The sequence below is a fragment of the Chromobacterium subtsugae genome (assembly GCF_001676875.1).
Lineage (GTDB): Bacteria > Pseudomonadota > Gammaproteobacteria > Burkholderiales > Chromobacteriaceae > Chromobacterium > Chromobacterium subtsugae.
Window position 1 is genome coordinate 312,720 of record NZ_JYKA01000005.1, and the last position, 14,738, is coordinate 327,457.

13 protein-coding genes are annotated in these 14,738 nt (G+C 64.0%); 4 read left to right on the top strand and 9 right to left on the bottom strand.

Annotated features, from left to right (window positions below):
- Positions 1 to 54: 54 nt before the first annotated feature.
- The 3 genes from tsf to MY55_RS09105 all read right to left on the bottom strand — a co-directional run bounded on the left by tsf (position 55) and on the right by MY55_RS09105 (position 2,079).
- A complete protein-coding gene (gene tsf / locus MY55_RS09095; protein WP_043572375.1) occupies positions 55 to 921 on the bottom strand; it encodes a translation elongation factor Ts in 867 nt (288 codons plus the stop codon).
- 75 nt (positions 922 to 996) lie between these two features.
- Positions 997 to 1,728, bottom strand: a complete 732-nt coding sequence (gene rpsB, locus MY55_RS09100) for a 30S ribosomal protein S2 (RefSeq protein WP_043572377.1) — start codon at positions 1,726 to 1,728, stop codon at positions 997 to 999.
- A 159-nt stretch (positions 1,729 to 1,887) separates the two neighbouring features.
- Positions 1,888 to 2,079, bottom strand: coding sequence for a hypothetical protein (locus tag MY55_RS09105; RefSeq protein ID WP_043572379.1), 192 nt, complete (start codon positions 2,077 to 2,079; stop codon positions 1,888 to 1,890).
- 52 nt (positions 2,080 to 2,131) lie between these two features.
- On the opposite strand from MY55_RS09105, the gene MY55_RS09110 reads away from it, so the two are divergent.
- Positions 2,132 to 3,190, top strand: coding sequence for an NAD(P)H-dependent flavin oxidoreductase (locus MY55_RS09110; protein ID WP_279625443.1), 1,059 nt, complete (start codon positions 2,132 to 2,134; stop codon positions 3,188 to 3,190).
- Positions 3,191 to 3,239: 49 nt separating this feature from the next.
- Here MY55_RS09110 and MY55_RS09115 read toward each other — a convergent pair whose 3' ends face one another.
- The 4 genes from MY55_RS09115 to nrdD form a co-directional block, all read right to left on the bottom strand.
- Positions 3,240 to 4,439 (bottom strand): MFS transporter, encoded by a 1,200-nt coding sequence (locus MY55_RS09115; RefSeq protein ID WP_047237961.1) that lies wholly within the window; start codon positions 4,437 to 4,439, stop codon positions 3,240 to 3,242.
- Between the two features lie 107 nt (positions 4,440 to 4,546).
- The gene (locus tag MY55_RS09120) at positions 4,547 to 5,338 is read right to left on the bottom strand and encodes a substrate-binding periplasmic protein (protein ID WP_081284658.1); all 792 of its coding nucleotides are present in this window, start codon (positions 5,336 to 5,338) and stop codon (positions 4,547 to 4,549) included.
- Positions 5,339 to 5,755: 417 nt separating this feature from the next.
- Entirely contained in the window at positions 5,756 to 6,241 is a 486-nt protein-coding gene (gene nrdG / locus MY55_RS09125) for an anaerobic ribonucleoside-triphosphate reductase activating protein (protein WP_043572386.1), read from the bottom strand.
- 7 nt (positions 6,242 to 6,248) lie between these two features.
- Positions 6,249 to 8,384 (bottom strand): anaerobic ribonucleoside-triphosphate reductase, encoded by a 2,136-nt coding sequence (nrdD, locus tag MY55_RS09130; RefSeq protein ID WP_065202283.1) that lies wholly within the window; start codon positions 8,382 to 8,384, stop codon positions 6,249 to 6,251.
- A 249-nt stretch (positions 8,385 to 8,633) separates the two neighbouring features.
- On the opposite strand from nrdD, the gene MY55_RS09135 reads away from it, so the two are divergent.
- Complete coding sequence (locus MY55_RS09135) at positions 8,634 to 9,188, top strand: hypothetical protein (protein WP_043572390.1); 555 nt, start codon at positions 8,634 to 8,636, stop codon at positions 9,186 to 9,188.
- 77 nt (positions 9,189 to 9,265) lie between these two features.
- On the opposite strand, the gene typA is transcribed toward MY55_RS09135, so the two are convergent.
- Positions 9,266 to 11,083, bottom strand: a complete 1,818-nt coding sequence (typA, locus tag MY55_RS09140) for a translational GTPase TypA (RefSeq protein ID WP_043572393.1) — start codon at positions 11,081 to 11,083, stop codon at positions 9,266 to 9,268.
- A 189-nt stretch (positions 11,084 to 11,272) separates the two neighbouring features.
- Between typA and MY55_RS09145 the strand changes: the two genes are divergently transcribed.
- On the top strand, positions 11,273 to 12,145 hold the full coding sequence (locus MY55_RS09145) for a hypothetical protein (RefSeq protein ID WP_043572395.1): 873 nt from the start codon (positions 11,273 to 11,275) through the stop codon (positions 12,143 to 12,145).
- A gap of 169 nt (positions 12,146 to 12,314) precedes the next feature.
- Positions 12,315 to 13,631: an enoyl ACP reductase FabMG family protein gene (locus tag MY55_RS09150; protein ID WP_047237121.1), complete on the top strand. Its 1,317-nt coding sequence runs from the start codon at positions 12,315 to 12,317 to the stop codon at positions 13,629 to 13,631.
- A gap of 56 nt (positions 13,632 to 13,687) precedes the next feature.
- On the opposite strand, the gene MY55_RS09155 is transcribed toward MY55_RS09150, so the two are convergent.
- Positions 13,688 to 14,683 (bottom strand): NAD(P)H-quinone oxidoreductase, encoded by a 996-nt coding sequence (locus MY55_RS09155; protein ID WP_047237120.1) that lies wholly within the window; start codon positions 14,681 to 14,683, stop codon positions 13,688 to 13,690.
- Positions 14,684 to 14,738: the final 55 nt, after the last annotated feature.

The window sequence follows — 14,738 nt, forward strand, 5'->3', positions numbered from 1 at the left end:
TGCAAAACGGCACCCTGCAGGCAGGGTGCCGTCAATAAAGCGGTAAGCCTGGGCTTACAGCTTGGCCGCGGCGGCAACTTCCGCTGCGTAGTCTACTACCTTCTTCTCAATGCCTTCGCCTACTACGAACATGGCGAACGCCTTGACGGAGGCTTTCTGCTCGGCCAGCAGCTTCTCAACGGTCAGGTCCGGGTTCTTGACGAACGGCTGACCCAGCAGGGTCACTTCAGCCAGGAACTTGTTGATGCGGCCTTCAACCATCTTGGCGACGATGTCGGCCGGCTTGCCGGATTCGGCAGCCTGAGCGGTGTAGATCTTGCGCTCTTGCTCCAGGGTCTCGGCCGAAACCTGATCCTTGGAAACACAGATCGGCTTGGAGGCGGCGATATGCATGGCCACGTCTTTGCCCACGCTCTCGGCGCCGGCGTAGTCGACGATCACGCCGATCTTCGCGCCGTGCAAGTAGGTGGCGATAGCGCCTTCGGTCGAGTAGCGAACGAAGCGACGGATGGTCATGTTCTCGCCCAGTTTGGCGATGGCGGCCTTGCGGATTTCCTCAACGGACACGCCGTCGATTTCAACCGCGGACAGGGCTTCCACGTCGGCCGGATTGGCGATGACGGCGGCCTTGGCTGCGGCAGCGGCCAGAGCCAGGAAGGTCGGATCCTTGGCAACGAAGTCGGTTTCGCAGTTCACTTCAACCAGCGCGCCTACGCCGCCTTCAACATGGGAACCGATAATGCCTTCGGCAGCCAGACGACCGGCCATCTTGGAGGCCTTGGTGCCGGACTTGATGCGCAGGATTTCTTCAGCCTTGGCGGCGTCGCCGTCCGCTTCAACCAGAGCCTTCTTGCACTCCATCATGCCGAGGCCGGTGGCCACGCGCAGATCCGAAACCATTTTTGCGGTGATTTCCGCCATGTTTCACTCCTAATGATTTAGATTACGTAAACGATCGGGTCCAAAAAAAGGGGCTTGCGCCCCTTTCTGGTCCGCTTACTCGGCTTGCGCCGGCTCAGCGGCGGCGACGATCTCTTGCAGAGAGTGCGCGCGGCCTTCCAGTACCGCGTCGGCGATGCCGCGAGCGTACAGGCGGATGGCGCGGCTGGAGTCGTCGTTACCCGGGATTACGTAATCGATGCCGTCCGGGGAGTTGTTGGTGTCAACAACGCCGATAACCGGGATGCCCAGTTTCTTGGCTTCGACGATGGTACCCTTCTGGTAGCCGGTGTCGATAACGAAGATGGCGTCCGGCAGGCCCTTCATATCCTTGATACCGCCCAGCGAGCGCTCGAGTTTGTCGACTTCGCGCTGCAGATCCAGCAGTTCTTTCTTGTTGTAACCGGTATCGCCGGAACCTTCCAGGATGGCGCGCTTCTCTTCAAGACGCTTGATCGACTGCTTCACGGTCTTGTAGTTGGTCAGCATGCCGCCCAGCCAGCGGTGGTCAACAAACGGCATGCCGCAACGGGCAGCTTCTTCACGTACGATCTCACGCGCTTGACGCTTGGTGCCGACGAACATCACGGTACCCTTGTTGGCGGCCAGGCGACGCACATACTCCTGAGACTCTACGAACAGCGGCAGGGTCTTTTCCAGGTTGATGATGTGGATCTTGTTGCGGCTGCCAAAGATGTACTTGGCCATCTTCGGGTTCCAGAAGCGGGTTTGGTGGCCGAAGTGGACACCGGCCTCAAGCATTTGACGCATGGTAACGTTGGTGGACATGCAAAAACTCCTAAAGGGTTAAGCCTCCATCCGCGCAGACAACCCGCCTGAACGCAAGTTCAGCCAGGCACCCTTTTGCGCGGATGTGCGTAGTTTGGTTTATATCCCCCGCCAGAATGGCAGAGAACACGAGATTCTAGCACCCAAAGGCCCGCCAGCTCAAGCTTTGCCGGCATCTTTCTCCGCCGCGCGGCGGCGGCGCAGCTTGTTGCGCGTCGCCCACGCCACAAACCAGGTCGGCAGCACGCCCAGAAAGAAGGCGACCGCCAGACCGCCCGCCACGCTGCCCTGGGTCAGCGCCAGCATCAGCACCACGTAAAGCCAGCCCATCAGCACAATGATCAGCGTCATGAATTAAACAATCGTTTGAATTTTAGGACGAATACATCAACAATAGACCCGCATTGTAAACCAGCCGCGAGTTCCAGCCATGCAAACCGCCATTACCCGCCTGTTCGATATCCGGCATCCGCTGATTTGCCCCGGCATGAGCTATATCGCCACGCCGGAATTGGTCGCCGCCGTCGGCAATGCCGGCGGCCTCGGCATCCTGGCCAGCGGCCCGCTGTCGGCCGACGCCACCCGCGCCGCGATCCGCCGCATCCGCGAATTGAGCGACCGCCCCTTCGGCATCGGCGCCACTCTGATGATGCCCGGCGCTGCCGACAACGCCCGGGTGGCGTTGGAAGAACAAGTCCCCGTCATCAACTATTCGCTGGGCAAGGGCGACTGGATAGCCGAAGCCGCCCATCGCTATGGCGGCAAGGTGGTCGCCACCGTCACCACCGAAAAACATGCTGTCTCGGCGGAAAAAAGCGGCGCCGACGCGCTGCTGGTCACCGGCCACGAGGCCGCCGCCCACGGCGGCAGCGCCACCTCGCTGGTGCTGATCCCCGCCATCCGCAAGGCCAGCCGACTGCCCATCATCGCGGCCGGCGGCTTCGCCGACGGCAGCAGCCTGGTCGCCGCGTTGGCGCTGGGCGCCGACGCCGCGGCGATGGGCTCGCGCCTGGCCATGACGCGGGAAAGCCCGGTGCACGCCAAGACCAAGGACATGATCCGCGAACGCGGCGTGGCCGACACGCTGTACTCGAAGAATTTCGACGGCCTGTGGTGCCGGATGATGGACACCCCGAACGCCCGCGCGGCCTGCCGCAAGCCGCTGGGCCTGCTGCCGGCGGCGTTCCGCGCCAGCCGGATGGCGCGGCGCATGGGCATGCCGGTGTTGAAAGTGGCGCTGGGCGGCATGATCAGCCAGCCGCAGGCGCTGCGCCAGTTGGCGCTGTTCGGCGCGGCGACCGAGTCGATACGGTTGGCGATACAGGATGGCGACCACGACAAAGGCGTGCAGCTGATAGGCCAGGCCCAGGGCCTGATAGACGATGTGCCGACGGTGGCCGAGCTGTTCGAGCGCATCATGCAAGAAGCGCAAGCCTGCCGGCAACGGCTGGCCGGCTACTGAAAGCGCGGGCGAAAGCCGGCGCCCCCGCGCCGGCTGCCCGCCCCCAGCCCTAGCCTGACACGCGCATATCCTCGCCGCGCCGCTCGCGGCTGAAGCGTATCAACACCGCGATGGCGATCGCCACAATGCCGGCGACCGTAGCCATCGCCAGGCCGTAATCGCCGCCGTTCATCTTGGCCATATGCGCCTGCATCGGACTGTTTACCGAAGCCAATAGATTGCCCAGTTGATAGACCAGGCCTGGAAACGTGGCGCGCACCGCAGTTGGCGAAATTTCATTGAGGTGCGCGGGAATCACCCCCCAGGCGCCCTGCACCGCGATCTGCATCAGGAAGGCCCCGGCGGCCAGCATCAACGGCGTGGACGAGAACGCCCACAGCGGCAATACCGGCAAGGCGAACAGCGCCGCCAGCGTGATGGCGTTGCGGCGCCCTATCCGCTCCGACAAGCCCCCGATCGCCAGCCCGCCGACGATGGCGCCCACATTCAGGCAAATGGCGATGGTCTGCACGGTATGCGGATCGAACTTGTGCTGCACCCTAAGAAAAGTGGGGTACATGTCCTGGGTGCCGTGCGAGAAGAAGTTGAAACAGGTCATCAGCACGATGGCGTACAGCGACAAGCGCCATTGCGCGGCGATGGCTTGCAGCAGCCCCGGCTTTTCCTGCCCCCTCGCCGCCTCCCAGCTGGGACTTTCCGGCACGTTGCGGCGGATGTACAGCGTCAGCAGCGCCGGCAGCAGGCTGAGCATGAACATGCCGCGCCAGCCTATGTGCTCGAACAGCTGGCCGAAAGCCAGCGTCGCCAGCAGGTAGCCGCTGGGATAGCCGGCCTGCAGCAGGCCGGACACGAAACCGCGCGATTCGCGGGGAATGCTCTCCATGGTCAGCGACGAGCCCACGCCCCACTCCCCACCCATCGCCACGCCGAACAGCGTGCGCAGAATCAGCAAGACCATCAAATTGGGCGAAAACGCCGACGCGAAGCCCAGCACCGAATACATCACGATATTGGCCATCAGCACCGGACGGCGGCCATAGCGGTCGGCCAGCCGGCCGAAGATCAGCGCGCCTATCGGCCGCGCCGCCAGCGTCAGCATGGTGGCCCAGCTGACCGCCTCGACATCGGTGCCGAACTCGCGGGCGATGTCCTTCAGCACGAACACCATCAGGAAAAAATCGAACGCATCCAGCGTCCAGCCTAGATAGCAGGCGAAAACTGTTTGCCTCTGCTCTTTGGTCCATGCCATTTCCATCTCCTCACATCATTCTTCTAACAGCGCACGCTTCATGATATGTGAGTTTTTTGGCGAAGAAGCCGCAAGACAGAATTTGCAACACATTCGCCCGCGGCCGTTCAATAGGGCTGCGGATCGTATTTGCCCGCGGCGAAATCACGCGCCATCTGCCGATACTCGGCGCTCGCCTTCAATTTGGCCAGCCCGGCGTTGAAGCGCCGCAGCAAGGCCTCGCCGCCCGGCTGTTTGCGGCTGAACATCACACCATATTCAGCGCGCACGAACACATGCGGCTCCGCCACGATCGCCGCCTGCTCCCTGGGAGTGAAATGCTGGCGCAACACGCTGAAACCCACCGAGCGGATCAAGGGAATGAAATCCAGCCTGCCGATCAGCAACTGGCGCATCCCGGCCTCGATGTCCTTGACGACGTAACTGCGGATGCGGCCGGCATCTATCGCCTCCTGCCACGCCCCCAGCCGCGAGCCGTTGAAAGTCGCCATCGTCAGGCCGTAGAAATCCTCGATGCGCTCGGTCTTCATCTTGCGGGTGGCAAGATGGAACACCACCTCGTCGTCCACGATCACCGGATCGCTGAACCAGGCGAATGCCCGCCGCTGCGGCGTTTCAGACCATACCAGCGAGCCGGCCACGCCGCCGCCTCGCACCATGGCCTCAGCCCTGGCCCAGGGATAAAAACGGTAAATCACCTGAATCCCGGCCAAACGGAACGCCTCGCTGACCACGTGAGAGGCGAAGCCCTGATGCGGCAGCTTCGCCGACTGATACGGCGCCCATTCGCCATTGGCGAGCACCACCTCATCCAGCGCCCATGCCCGCGCCGCCGCCCCGGCCAAGCACAAACCGCACGCGATCCAGGCCAGGCAACGCATCCTCATCTCCCCGCGCATCACTGCATCCAGCCTAGCCGCTGCCGCCTCCGCCCGCCACCACGCCAACCCGGCCTTCACCCAAAAGCTTGCGGGGGAGATGGCGATGGAGAATACGGACAGCCTTGCTCTGCCTGGCCTGCTGCGGCCACCTGGACATCAGCGGCCTGACCGCGCCCTATCGGCCGCAGGCCTGCGGCTTGGCCAACGCCATCCAGTCCGCCTGCCCATCGCCAGCCTCAGCAACGCCGGTCGCCATCCGGGACTCGACGTGCGGCGCCAACGGGCCGGGATCGGCCGCTTCAACAACAGGGACGCCCCGATCTCCGCCCTCTATCGGCATGGACGGCGCCTGAGCGGGCCGACCGCAGCCGCCAGCGATTTCAAACAAATCGCGATTGACGGGCGCGACCGCAGCGACGTCGGCTGCCAGAGCAACTACGTCAGCTGCGTCACCGGCAGCAACGGCCGCCCCCGCGCCGGCGCCAGCCTGAACAGGCGCTGATTGTCCGACCCCCGCCAGGGCTTGCTGGTCGGCAAGTCCCGGCGGTAGCGGCCATCGATCAGCACATCGACGAAACGCAGGATCTCCAACTCCCGCACCTCTTCGTAGTCGTAACCAGTCCACAGCCAGATGCTCTTGCCCGGATAGCGTTGTTTGAACGCGCGGCACAGCGACAGGATTTCATCGCGATTGGCCGGCAGCAGCGGATCGCCGCCGGACAGGCTGAGGCCGTCATGGCCGGCGCAATGCGCCAGCAGAGCCTCCCGCACCTGGGCAGTGAACGGCCGCCCGCTTTTGCGATCCCAGGTGGAGCGGTTGTGGCAGCCCTCGCAGGCATGCGCGCAGCCGGTGACGAAGAGCGTGACGCGCACGCCCTCGCCATTCACCAAATCGCAGGTGTAGTAGCGATCGTAATTCATGGATCGATCAATGCTCGCCGCCGAAGTGCTTGACCCGGCGCATCATTTCCTTCTGCTTGCCGGCATTGAACGGACGCGCATTGGGACTGCCCAGGTAGCCGCACACGCGGCGCGTCACCGACAGCGAGGCGCTGTCGCGATTGCCGCATTGCGGGCAGCTGAATCCATCCGCCGCGGCCAGCGCCTCTCCCATGAAGCCGCAGGCGCCGCAGGAGTCCACCGGCGTATTGCTGCCGAAATACGGCACCCTCTCCAGCGCGTAATCCCAGATCCGCTCCAACGCCTGCAGATTGTGCTTCATGTTCGGCAATTCGACATAGCTTATATGGCCGCCGCTGGCCAGCTCGGCATAGCCGGTTTCAAAGTCTATCTTCTCGAACGGATTGACCTTGCGGAACACATCCAGATGGAAGGAATTGGTGTAATAGCCCTTGTCGGTCACTTCGGCGATGTCGCCGAAGCGCTCCCGGTCCAATTTGCAGAAACGGTTGCACAGCGACTCGCTGGGCGTGGAGTAGAGCGAGAAGCCGAAACCGGTTTCGCGCTTCCACTGCGCAGCGGCCTCGCTCAGGCGGGCCACCACCCGGCGCAGAAAAACCTGAGCAGGCTCGCTGTCGGCCGGATGCGCGCCGAACAGCAGCACGCCGACTTCGTGCAGGCCGATGTAGCCGAGCGAGATCGACGCCCGGCCGCCCTGAAACAGCGCCATGATGTCTTGATCCGGCTTCAGCCGCGCGCCAAAGGCGCCCTCGGTATACAGAATCGGCGCGACATTGGCCTTGACGCCGCGCAGCCGCTCGATGCGCAGCATCAGCGCGCGCAAGCATAGGCCCAAGCGCCCCTCCAGCAGCGCCCAGAACGCCTGCGCGTCGCCCCTCGCCTCGATGGCGATGCGCGGTAGATTCAAGCTGACCACGCCCAGATTGTTGCGGCCATCCAGCACCTCCCGGCCCGCCTCGTCGCGCCAGGCCGGCAGGAAGCTGCGGCAGCCCATCGGCGAAACCGGCACCGATGAGCCGGTGATGCGTCGGCTGAGCTCGGCGGAGATGATGTCCGGATACATGCGTTTGGACGCGCACTCCAAAGCCAGCTGCTTGATGTCGTAATTCGGATCGGCCGGCCGCAGATTGACGCCCTGGTCGATGAACATCACCAGCTTGGGAAAAACCGGCGTGACGCCCTCTTTGCCCAGCCCCTTGATGCGCACGCGGAGGATGGACTGCTGTATGATGCGCGCCTCCCAGCCCAGGCCCATGCCGAAGGAGAAGGTGACGAAGGGCTGCTGGCCATTGGAGCTGAACAGGGTGTTGATCTCGTACTCGCAAGCCTGGATGCCGTCGTACGTTTCCTTTTCGGCGCGCTCGCGGGCATAGCGTTCTGGCTCGGTGATGCCGTACTCCCGGGCCACCTCCAGATTTTTGCGATAGCTTTTCAGCACATAGGGCGCCAAAACCTGATCGATATTGGGAATGGTGGTGCCGCCGTACTGGTGGCTGGCCACCTGGGCGATGATCTGGGCGGTGACGGCGCAGGCGACGCCTATCGACCTGGGGCTTTCGATCTGGGCGTTGCCGAGGCGGAAGCCCTGCTCCAGCATGCCTTTCAAATCCACCAGGCAGCAATTGGTGAACGGCAGGAACGGCGAGTAATCCAGGTCATGGAAATGGATGTCGCCGCTGTTGTGAGCAGCCAGGATGTCCTTGGGCAGGAAGTTGCCGGCAAACTGCTTGGAGACGATGCCGGCCATCAGGTCGCGCATCACCGGAAACACATTGGCGTCCTTGTTGGCGTTCTCAGTGGCGGCCTCTTCGTCGGTTCTGTGCACCAGCCCCATCAGCTTGGCATGCAGCTCGGAGCCGCGCGCGCGCACGCTGTCGCGGTCATGGCGGTACTGAATGTAAACCCGCGCCACTTCGGGATACTCGCGCATCAGTTCGTCCTCAACCAAACGCTGGATCGCCGCGATGCTGATCCGCCCCTGCGCCGAGCGCTCGCGGCAGCGGCGCTCCACCGCGGCGGCGATGGCCAACGCCAACGCGGCCGGCGCCGCATGGCCGGCCGCCGCCGCCGCCCGCTGGCATGCATTGGCGATCTTGCCGATATCGAATTGCGTCACTGCGCCGTCGCGCTTGCTCACTTGCACATCGCACCTCCTGGCATGGCTATCCAACCGGCCGGCTTGCCGCCGGCCGGGAAACGTTGCCACTGTATGCGATTTGCCAGCAGGCTGCCGCGCTATTTTTACAAAATGTAGATATGGAATTTGCTCGTAATCAATATATGGTGCTTTCGCCTGCCAAGTCGGCTTGGGCGGACATCCTGCGGAACCATTTCACGCCATTGGCATCATACAGCGCTATATTCATCCTTTTATCCTGACAGCGAGCCCGCCATGCACTCCCCGCTTCCCGCCCTGCTGCTGACCCTGCCGCTTGCCAGCTACGCCCACGCCGCCGAACAAGTCCAGGGCCAGGGTGGGCGCATCCTGCATTACAGCTCCACCCAGACCCGCTCCGACCTGGACCACGAGGAGCAAAACCGCTACCGCAACCATCGCGACCACCAGTTCAACGGCGCCAGCCTGGCCGCCGTGCTGCAGGCGGCGCAGAGTGCGCTGCATCAGCACGGCTACGGCCAGATCGAAGCGGAACCGGATTACCACGTGATTCGCGCGCTCAGGCACGAGCAGCTGGTCAGCCGCGGCCGCCAGGTGCTGCGCGGCATCCTGAAGCTCAAGCTGCCGATGCCGGGCAAGCCCGACCACCAGAGCACCGAGCTGTTGCTGATGCTGCGCCCCGGCAGCCAGCCGCAGCAGGTGCTGGCACGCGCGCGCCTGGAAACCACCGTCTGGGACAGCAACGGCAACTCCCACACCAAGCTCGACAGCGATCCGGACGACTACCGCCAGCTATACGGCCATATCGACGCCGCGCTGCGAGGACGCTAAGGCCGCCAAACAAAACACCCCGCTGCCTGCGAACAGGCGACGGGGTGCGGGTCTTGCGCGAAGCGCGGTCGGCCGGCTTAGTTGCTTTCAGCCTTGGACATGCGGCGACGCTCGTTTTCCTGCAGGTAACGCTTGCGGATGCGGATGGATTTCGGGGTGATTTCCACCAGCTCGTCGTCGTCGATGAACTCCACCGCCGATTCCAGCGTCAGCTTGATCGGGGTGGTCAGACGAACCGCTTCGTCGGTGCCGGAGGCGCGGACGTTGGTCAGCTGCTTGCCCTTGACCGGGTTCACCACCAGGTCGTTGTCGCGGCTGTGAATGCCGATGATCATGCCTTCGTACAGTTTTTCGCCCGGGGACACGAACATGCGGCCGCGGTCTTCCAGCTTCCACAGCGCGTAAGCGACGGCTTCGCCGTTTTCCTGCGAGATCAGCACGCCGTTGTGGCGGCCCGGCATGTCCGGCTTCACCGGCGCGTAGTCGTCGAACACGTGGCTCATCAGGCCGGTGCCGCGGGTCATGGTCATGAAGTCGGACTGGAAGCCGATCAGGCCGCGGGCCGGAATGTGGTATTCCAGGCGGGTGCGGCCCATGCCGTCCGATTCCATATTGGTCAGCTCGCCGCGGCGGCGGCCGATTTCTTCCATCACGCCGCCCTGGTGGTCGTCTTCCAAGTCGATGGACAGGTTTTCGTACGGCTCGCACTTCTGGCCGTCGATTTCCTTGTAAACCACGCGCGGTTTGGCGACGGCCATTTCAAAGCCTTCGCGACGCATGTTTTCCAGCAGGATGGTCAGGTGCAGCTCGCCGCGGCCCGAAACGCGGAAGATGTCCGAATCTTCGGTGTCTTCGACGCGCAGCGCCACATTGGTCAGCAGTTCCTTGGTCAGGCGATCGCGGATCTGGCGGCTGGTGACGAACTTGCCTTCGGTGCCGGCCAGCGGCGAGGTGTTGACCATGAAGTCCATGGTCAGGGTCGGCTCGTCCACGCCCAGCACCGGCAGGCCTACCGGCTGCTCTTTGTCGCAGATGGTGACGCCGATGCCGATGTCGTCCAGGCCGGAGATGATGATGATGTCGCCGGCTTCGGCGCCTTCCACCGGCACGCGGTCCAGACCCTGGTAACCCAGCACCTGGTTGATGCGGCCGGAAGCCACTTGCTCTTCATGGTTCATCACCACCACTTGCTGGCCCGGCTTGATGCGGCCGTTCAGCACGCGGCCCACGCCCAGGCGGCCGGTGTAGGTGGAGTAGTCCAGCGCGGAAATCTGCAGCTGCAGCGGCGCGTCGGCGTCGCCCGGCGGGGTCGGAACGTGCTTGAGCACGGTCTCGAACAGCGGACGCATATTGTCGGAGGTTTCTTCCAGTTCCAGCTTGGCGAAGCCATTCAGGCCCGAAGCATAGATGATCGGGAAGTCCAGCTGCTCGTCGGTGGCGCCCAGCTTGTCGAACAGGTCGAAGGTTTGGTCCACCACCCAGTCCGGACGCGCGCCCGGACGGTCTACCTTGTTGATCACCACGATCGGACGCAGGCCCAGGGCCAGCGCCTTCTTGGTCACGAAGCGGGTTTGCGGCATCGGGCCTTCAACGGCGTCCACCAGCAGCAGCACGCCATCGACCATGCCCAGCACGCGCTCTACTTCGCCGCCGAAGTCGGCGTGTCCCGGAGTGTCGACGATGTTGATGTGCACGCCTTCGTATTCGATGGCGGTGTTTTTGGCGAGAATGGTGATGCCACGTTCTTTTTCAAGATCGTTGCTGTCCATTACGCGCTCGTCAACCTGCTGGTTTTCGCGGAAAGTGCCGGACTGGCGCAGCAGTTGGTCAACCAGGGTGGTCTTGCCGTGGTCAACGTGGGCGATGATGGCGATGTTACGAATTTGTCGGGTCATGTCTCAGGCGGCTATCTGGAAACAGAAAAATCGAAAGATTATAGCATGATAGCCAAGCACCAAGAAAATTTCGGTAAAAACAGATTACCGTTTTGTATTTTTCACGTTAAAGCGATGGCGGCGGCAAACTCGTCGCGCGGCGGTTTTGCCATTAAACTGCCAGCCATCAGGCAACAAGGAACACAAGACATGTACGACTGGAACGCATTGTGGCATGAGCGCGAAGCCTACCGCACCGGTTACGACATCCACCACGGCGACGCCAATATGCTGGCCGAGCCGCTCAAGGCCAAGCTGATCCACGCCGCCGAAACGCCGGACCAGGTGGCGGTGTACGAAGACGCCCACCGCTACATCCTGGCCGGCCACGCCGACGGCCTGCAGCTGCTGGAAGTGTTCAAGCACGGCCTGTTCGACATCACCCTGCGCTTTGTCGGCGAAGACGAGGGTCAGGACGCCGCCGTGCCTTATATAGAGCTGCATGTCGACAACCTCGCCACCGAGGAGCAGGCGGTATGGCGCGGCGAGGCGCAGCTGGATGAAGAAGGTCGCGTCTGGATAGGCAAGCGCACGCTGGACGAAGACGTGCTGCCGGCGATGCCCTTCGACGAACTGTCCTTTACCGACCAGGCCGTCTTCCGCGACGAACTGGCCCGTGTCTGGCATGAAGACCTGCCGCAATTGCGTCCGCTGATCGAAGCCTGGTTCCGCCACGACGAACTGGCGGCGCCGCAGGACGAGCCGGCCCACTACGGCGACCAGGAGCGCGTGATGCAGATCTGCGACCGCTACGCCGAAATCGTCCGCCGCGAACAGGCGGCGCTGTCGCGGCTGTTCAGCGACGACGAGCTGCGGCTGATGGCCGGCGTGATCGGCAGCGTGCATTTCGACAGCGCCGCCTCCTGCCGCGGCGTCTGGCTGGCCGTGGAGGCCCGCATCATCGAAGACGAGCTGGATCAGCAATTCCAGCTGGACGGCGAGGCGCTGCTGGCCAAGATGAAAGGCTTGAGCTACGCGCAGGAAGTGGCGCTGATCGAGGCGCTGTCGCCGCTGAAATCCTGAGAGCATGGGCCAAAAGCGGCGATCGCTGGTATCATGCCGCCGGATTTCGAGCAATCACACTAAACCTTATATCGCGCCGCGGACGCCATCGCGCGCGGCGCGCCGCTGGCCCGAACGCCTCCAGACAAGGAGCCGATCGGCGCCTGAAACCCACCATGGAGAATGCAATATGGCTCAGCCGATTGCCCTGAGAAACCTGCCGCAAAGCAATATCTTCCGCCCCGGCGACGTATTCGTGCTGTTCGGCGAGCTGTTCGGCCGCGGCTACGCCAATGGTCTGGTCAACCAAGCCCGCCAGGCCGGCATGGAGATCATCGGCATCACCGTCGGCCGCCGCGACGACGACAACCGCCTGCGCCCGCTGAACGACGAAGAACTGGCGGCCGCCGAGGCCAATCTGGGCGGCAAGATCATCAACGTGCCGCTGATGGCCGGCTTCGAGCTGGACGCCCCCGCCGGCGAAGCCACCCCGACCGAGCTGCTGGGCGGCCTGACGCTGAAAGGCTGGCAGGACGACAAGCTGGACTGGGCGCATATCGAAAAATGCCGCCAGGTCGGCGTCAAGCGCTTCCAGGACGGCGTCGCCGAAGTGATGGCCAAGCTGGACGGCATGATCGCCGACGGCCGCAACGTGTTCTTCGCCCACACCATGGCCGGCGGCATTCCCAAGGTCAAGGTGTTCCTCGCCATCGCCAACCGCATCTACAAGGGCCGCGGCGACCGCTTCCTGTCCTCGCAGGCGCTGCTGGACAGCGACCTGGGCAAGCTGATCCTGCAAAACTTCGACGAAGTCACCGCCAACACCTTCCAGCACCTGATAGCCGGCAGCGCGGCCTTGCGTCGCCGTCTGGAAGCCAGCGGCGGCCAGGTGCGCTACACCGCCTACGGTTACCACGGCACGGAAATCCTGATCGACGGCCGCTATCAGTGGCAGACCTACACCAACTACACCCAGGGCTACGCCAAGATGCGGCTGGAGAAGGTGGCGCAAGCCGCCTGGGAGCAAGGCGTCAAGGCCACGGTGTTCAACTGCCCGGAAATCCGCACCAATTCCTCCGACATCTTCGTCGGCGTCGAGCTGCCGCTGTTCGCGCTGCTGCGCGCGCTGAAGAAGGAAGCGCCAGGTGCCTGGACCGATAGCCAATGGCGGGACTGCGCCAGCCTGCTGAAGGACGGCCACGCGCTGGAAACGCTGCTGGAAAAGATAGACGCGCTCAACGACGGCGCGGTGATGCAGGGCTTCCGCCGCTTCGACGCCTGGCCGATGCCCAACAGCCCCGAGCTGGCCGAGGTGATGATAGGCACGTCGGACGAGCTCACCGACATGCACCTGGACCGCAAGGCGCTGATCACCGACCGCCTCAGCGCGCTGGTGATCGAAGCCGCCGGCCCGCTGATGTTCGGCGAAGCCTCGCAGCCGTCCGGCCCGGTGCTGTGGCTGAACCACGACATCATCGCCAGCCAGCTCAAACAGCTGCACGGCTGATCGCGGCCTCCCCCCGCGCGAAAAACCCCGCAGCCGTCAGGCCGCGGGGTTTTCTTTTAGCCGGCGGCCTGCGTCGAGAACATCGTCAGCACCACCTTGCCCAGATTACGGTTTTCCTCGACGTAGCGATGGGCGTCCCGCACCTGGGTCCACGGAAAGCTGCAGTCCACCACCGTGCGCAAGCGTCCGTCCAGGATGCCGGGCAGGATGCGCTCGCGCAGCGCCGCCGCCAGCCTGGCCTTCGCCGCGGGCGGCTGCGGCCGCAGCGTGGAGCCGATCAGGCTGATGCGCTTCATCAGCAGCCGGCCGAAATCCAGCTCGGCCTTCAAACCGCCCATCAGCCCGATGTTCACCAGCCTGCCGTCCGGATTCAAGGCCTGCAGGTTTTCCGCCAGATAGGCCGCGCCCACCGGGTCCAGCACCGCGTCCGCGCCGCCCCAGCTTTTGACCAGCTCGCTGAAAGCCGGCGTTTCCCGATAGTTGAATACTTGCGCGGCGCCCAGTTCGCGGCAGAATGCCAGCTTTTCCGCGCTGCCGGCGCTGGCGAAAGCCCGCGCGCCCAGCAAGCCGGCCACCTGGATCGCCGCCACGCCGACGCCGCTGGCACCGGCGTGCACCAGCACATTGTCGCCTGCGGCGACGCCGGCCTTCTCCGCCAGGTTGAACCAGGCTGTCATCCAGGCCTCCGGCAGGCTGGCGGCCTCCACCCAGGACAGCGCGTCCGGCTTGGCGATGGCCAAGGCTTCGTCCAGCAGCGCGTACTCGGCATAGCCGCCGCCCTCAACCAGGCCGAACACCGCGTCGCCGGGCTGAAAGGCTGAACCTTCCGCCGCCTCTTCCACCCAACCAGCCACTTCCAGGCCCAGCAGCGGGCTAGCGCCGGGAGGCGGCGCGTAACGGCCCTCGCGCTGCATCATGTCGGCCCGATTCACTCCGGCCGCCATCACCCGCACCAGCAGCTTGCCAGGCGCCAGCTGCGGCCGATCCCATTCCGCCAGCTCCATCGTCTCCGCCCCGCCCGGCCCTTGCTGGACCACCGCCTGCATTTTCATCGCGCTCTCCTTCGCATTGAGTCCACAGCACATGAGGCCGGCCGCCGCCTATCTC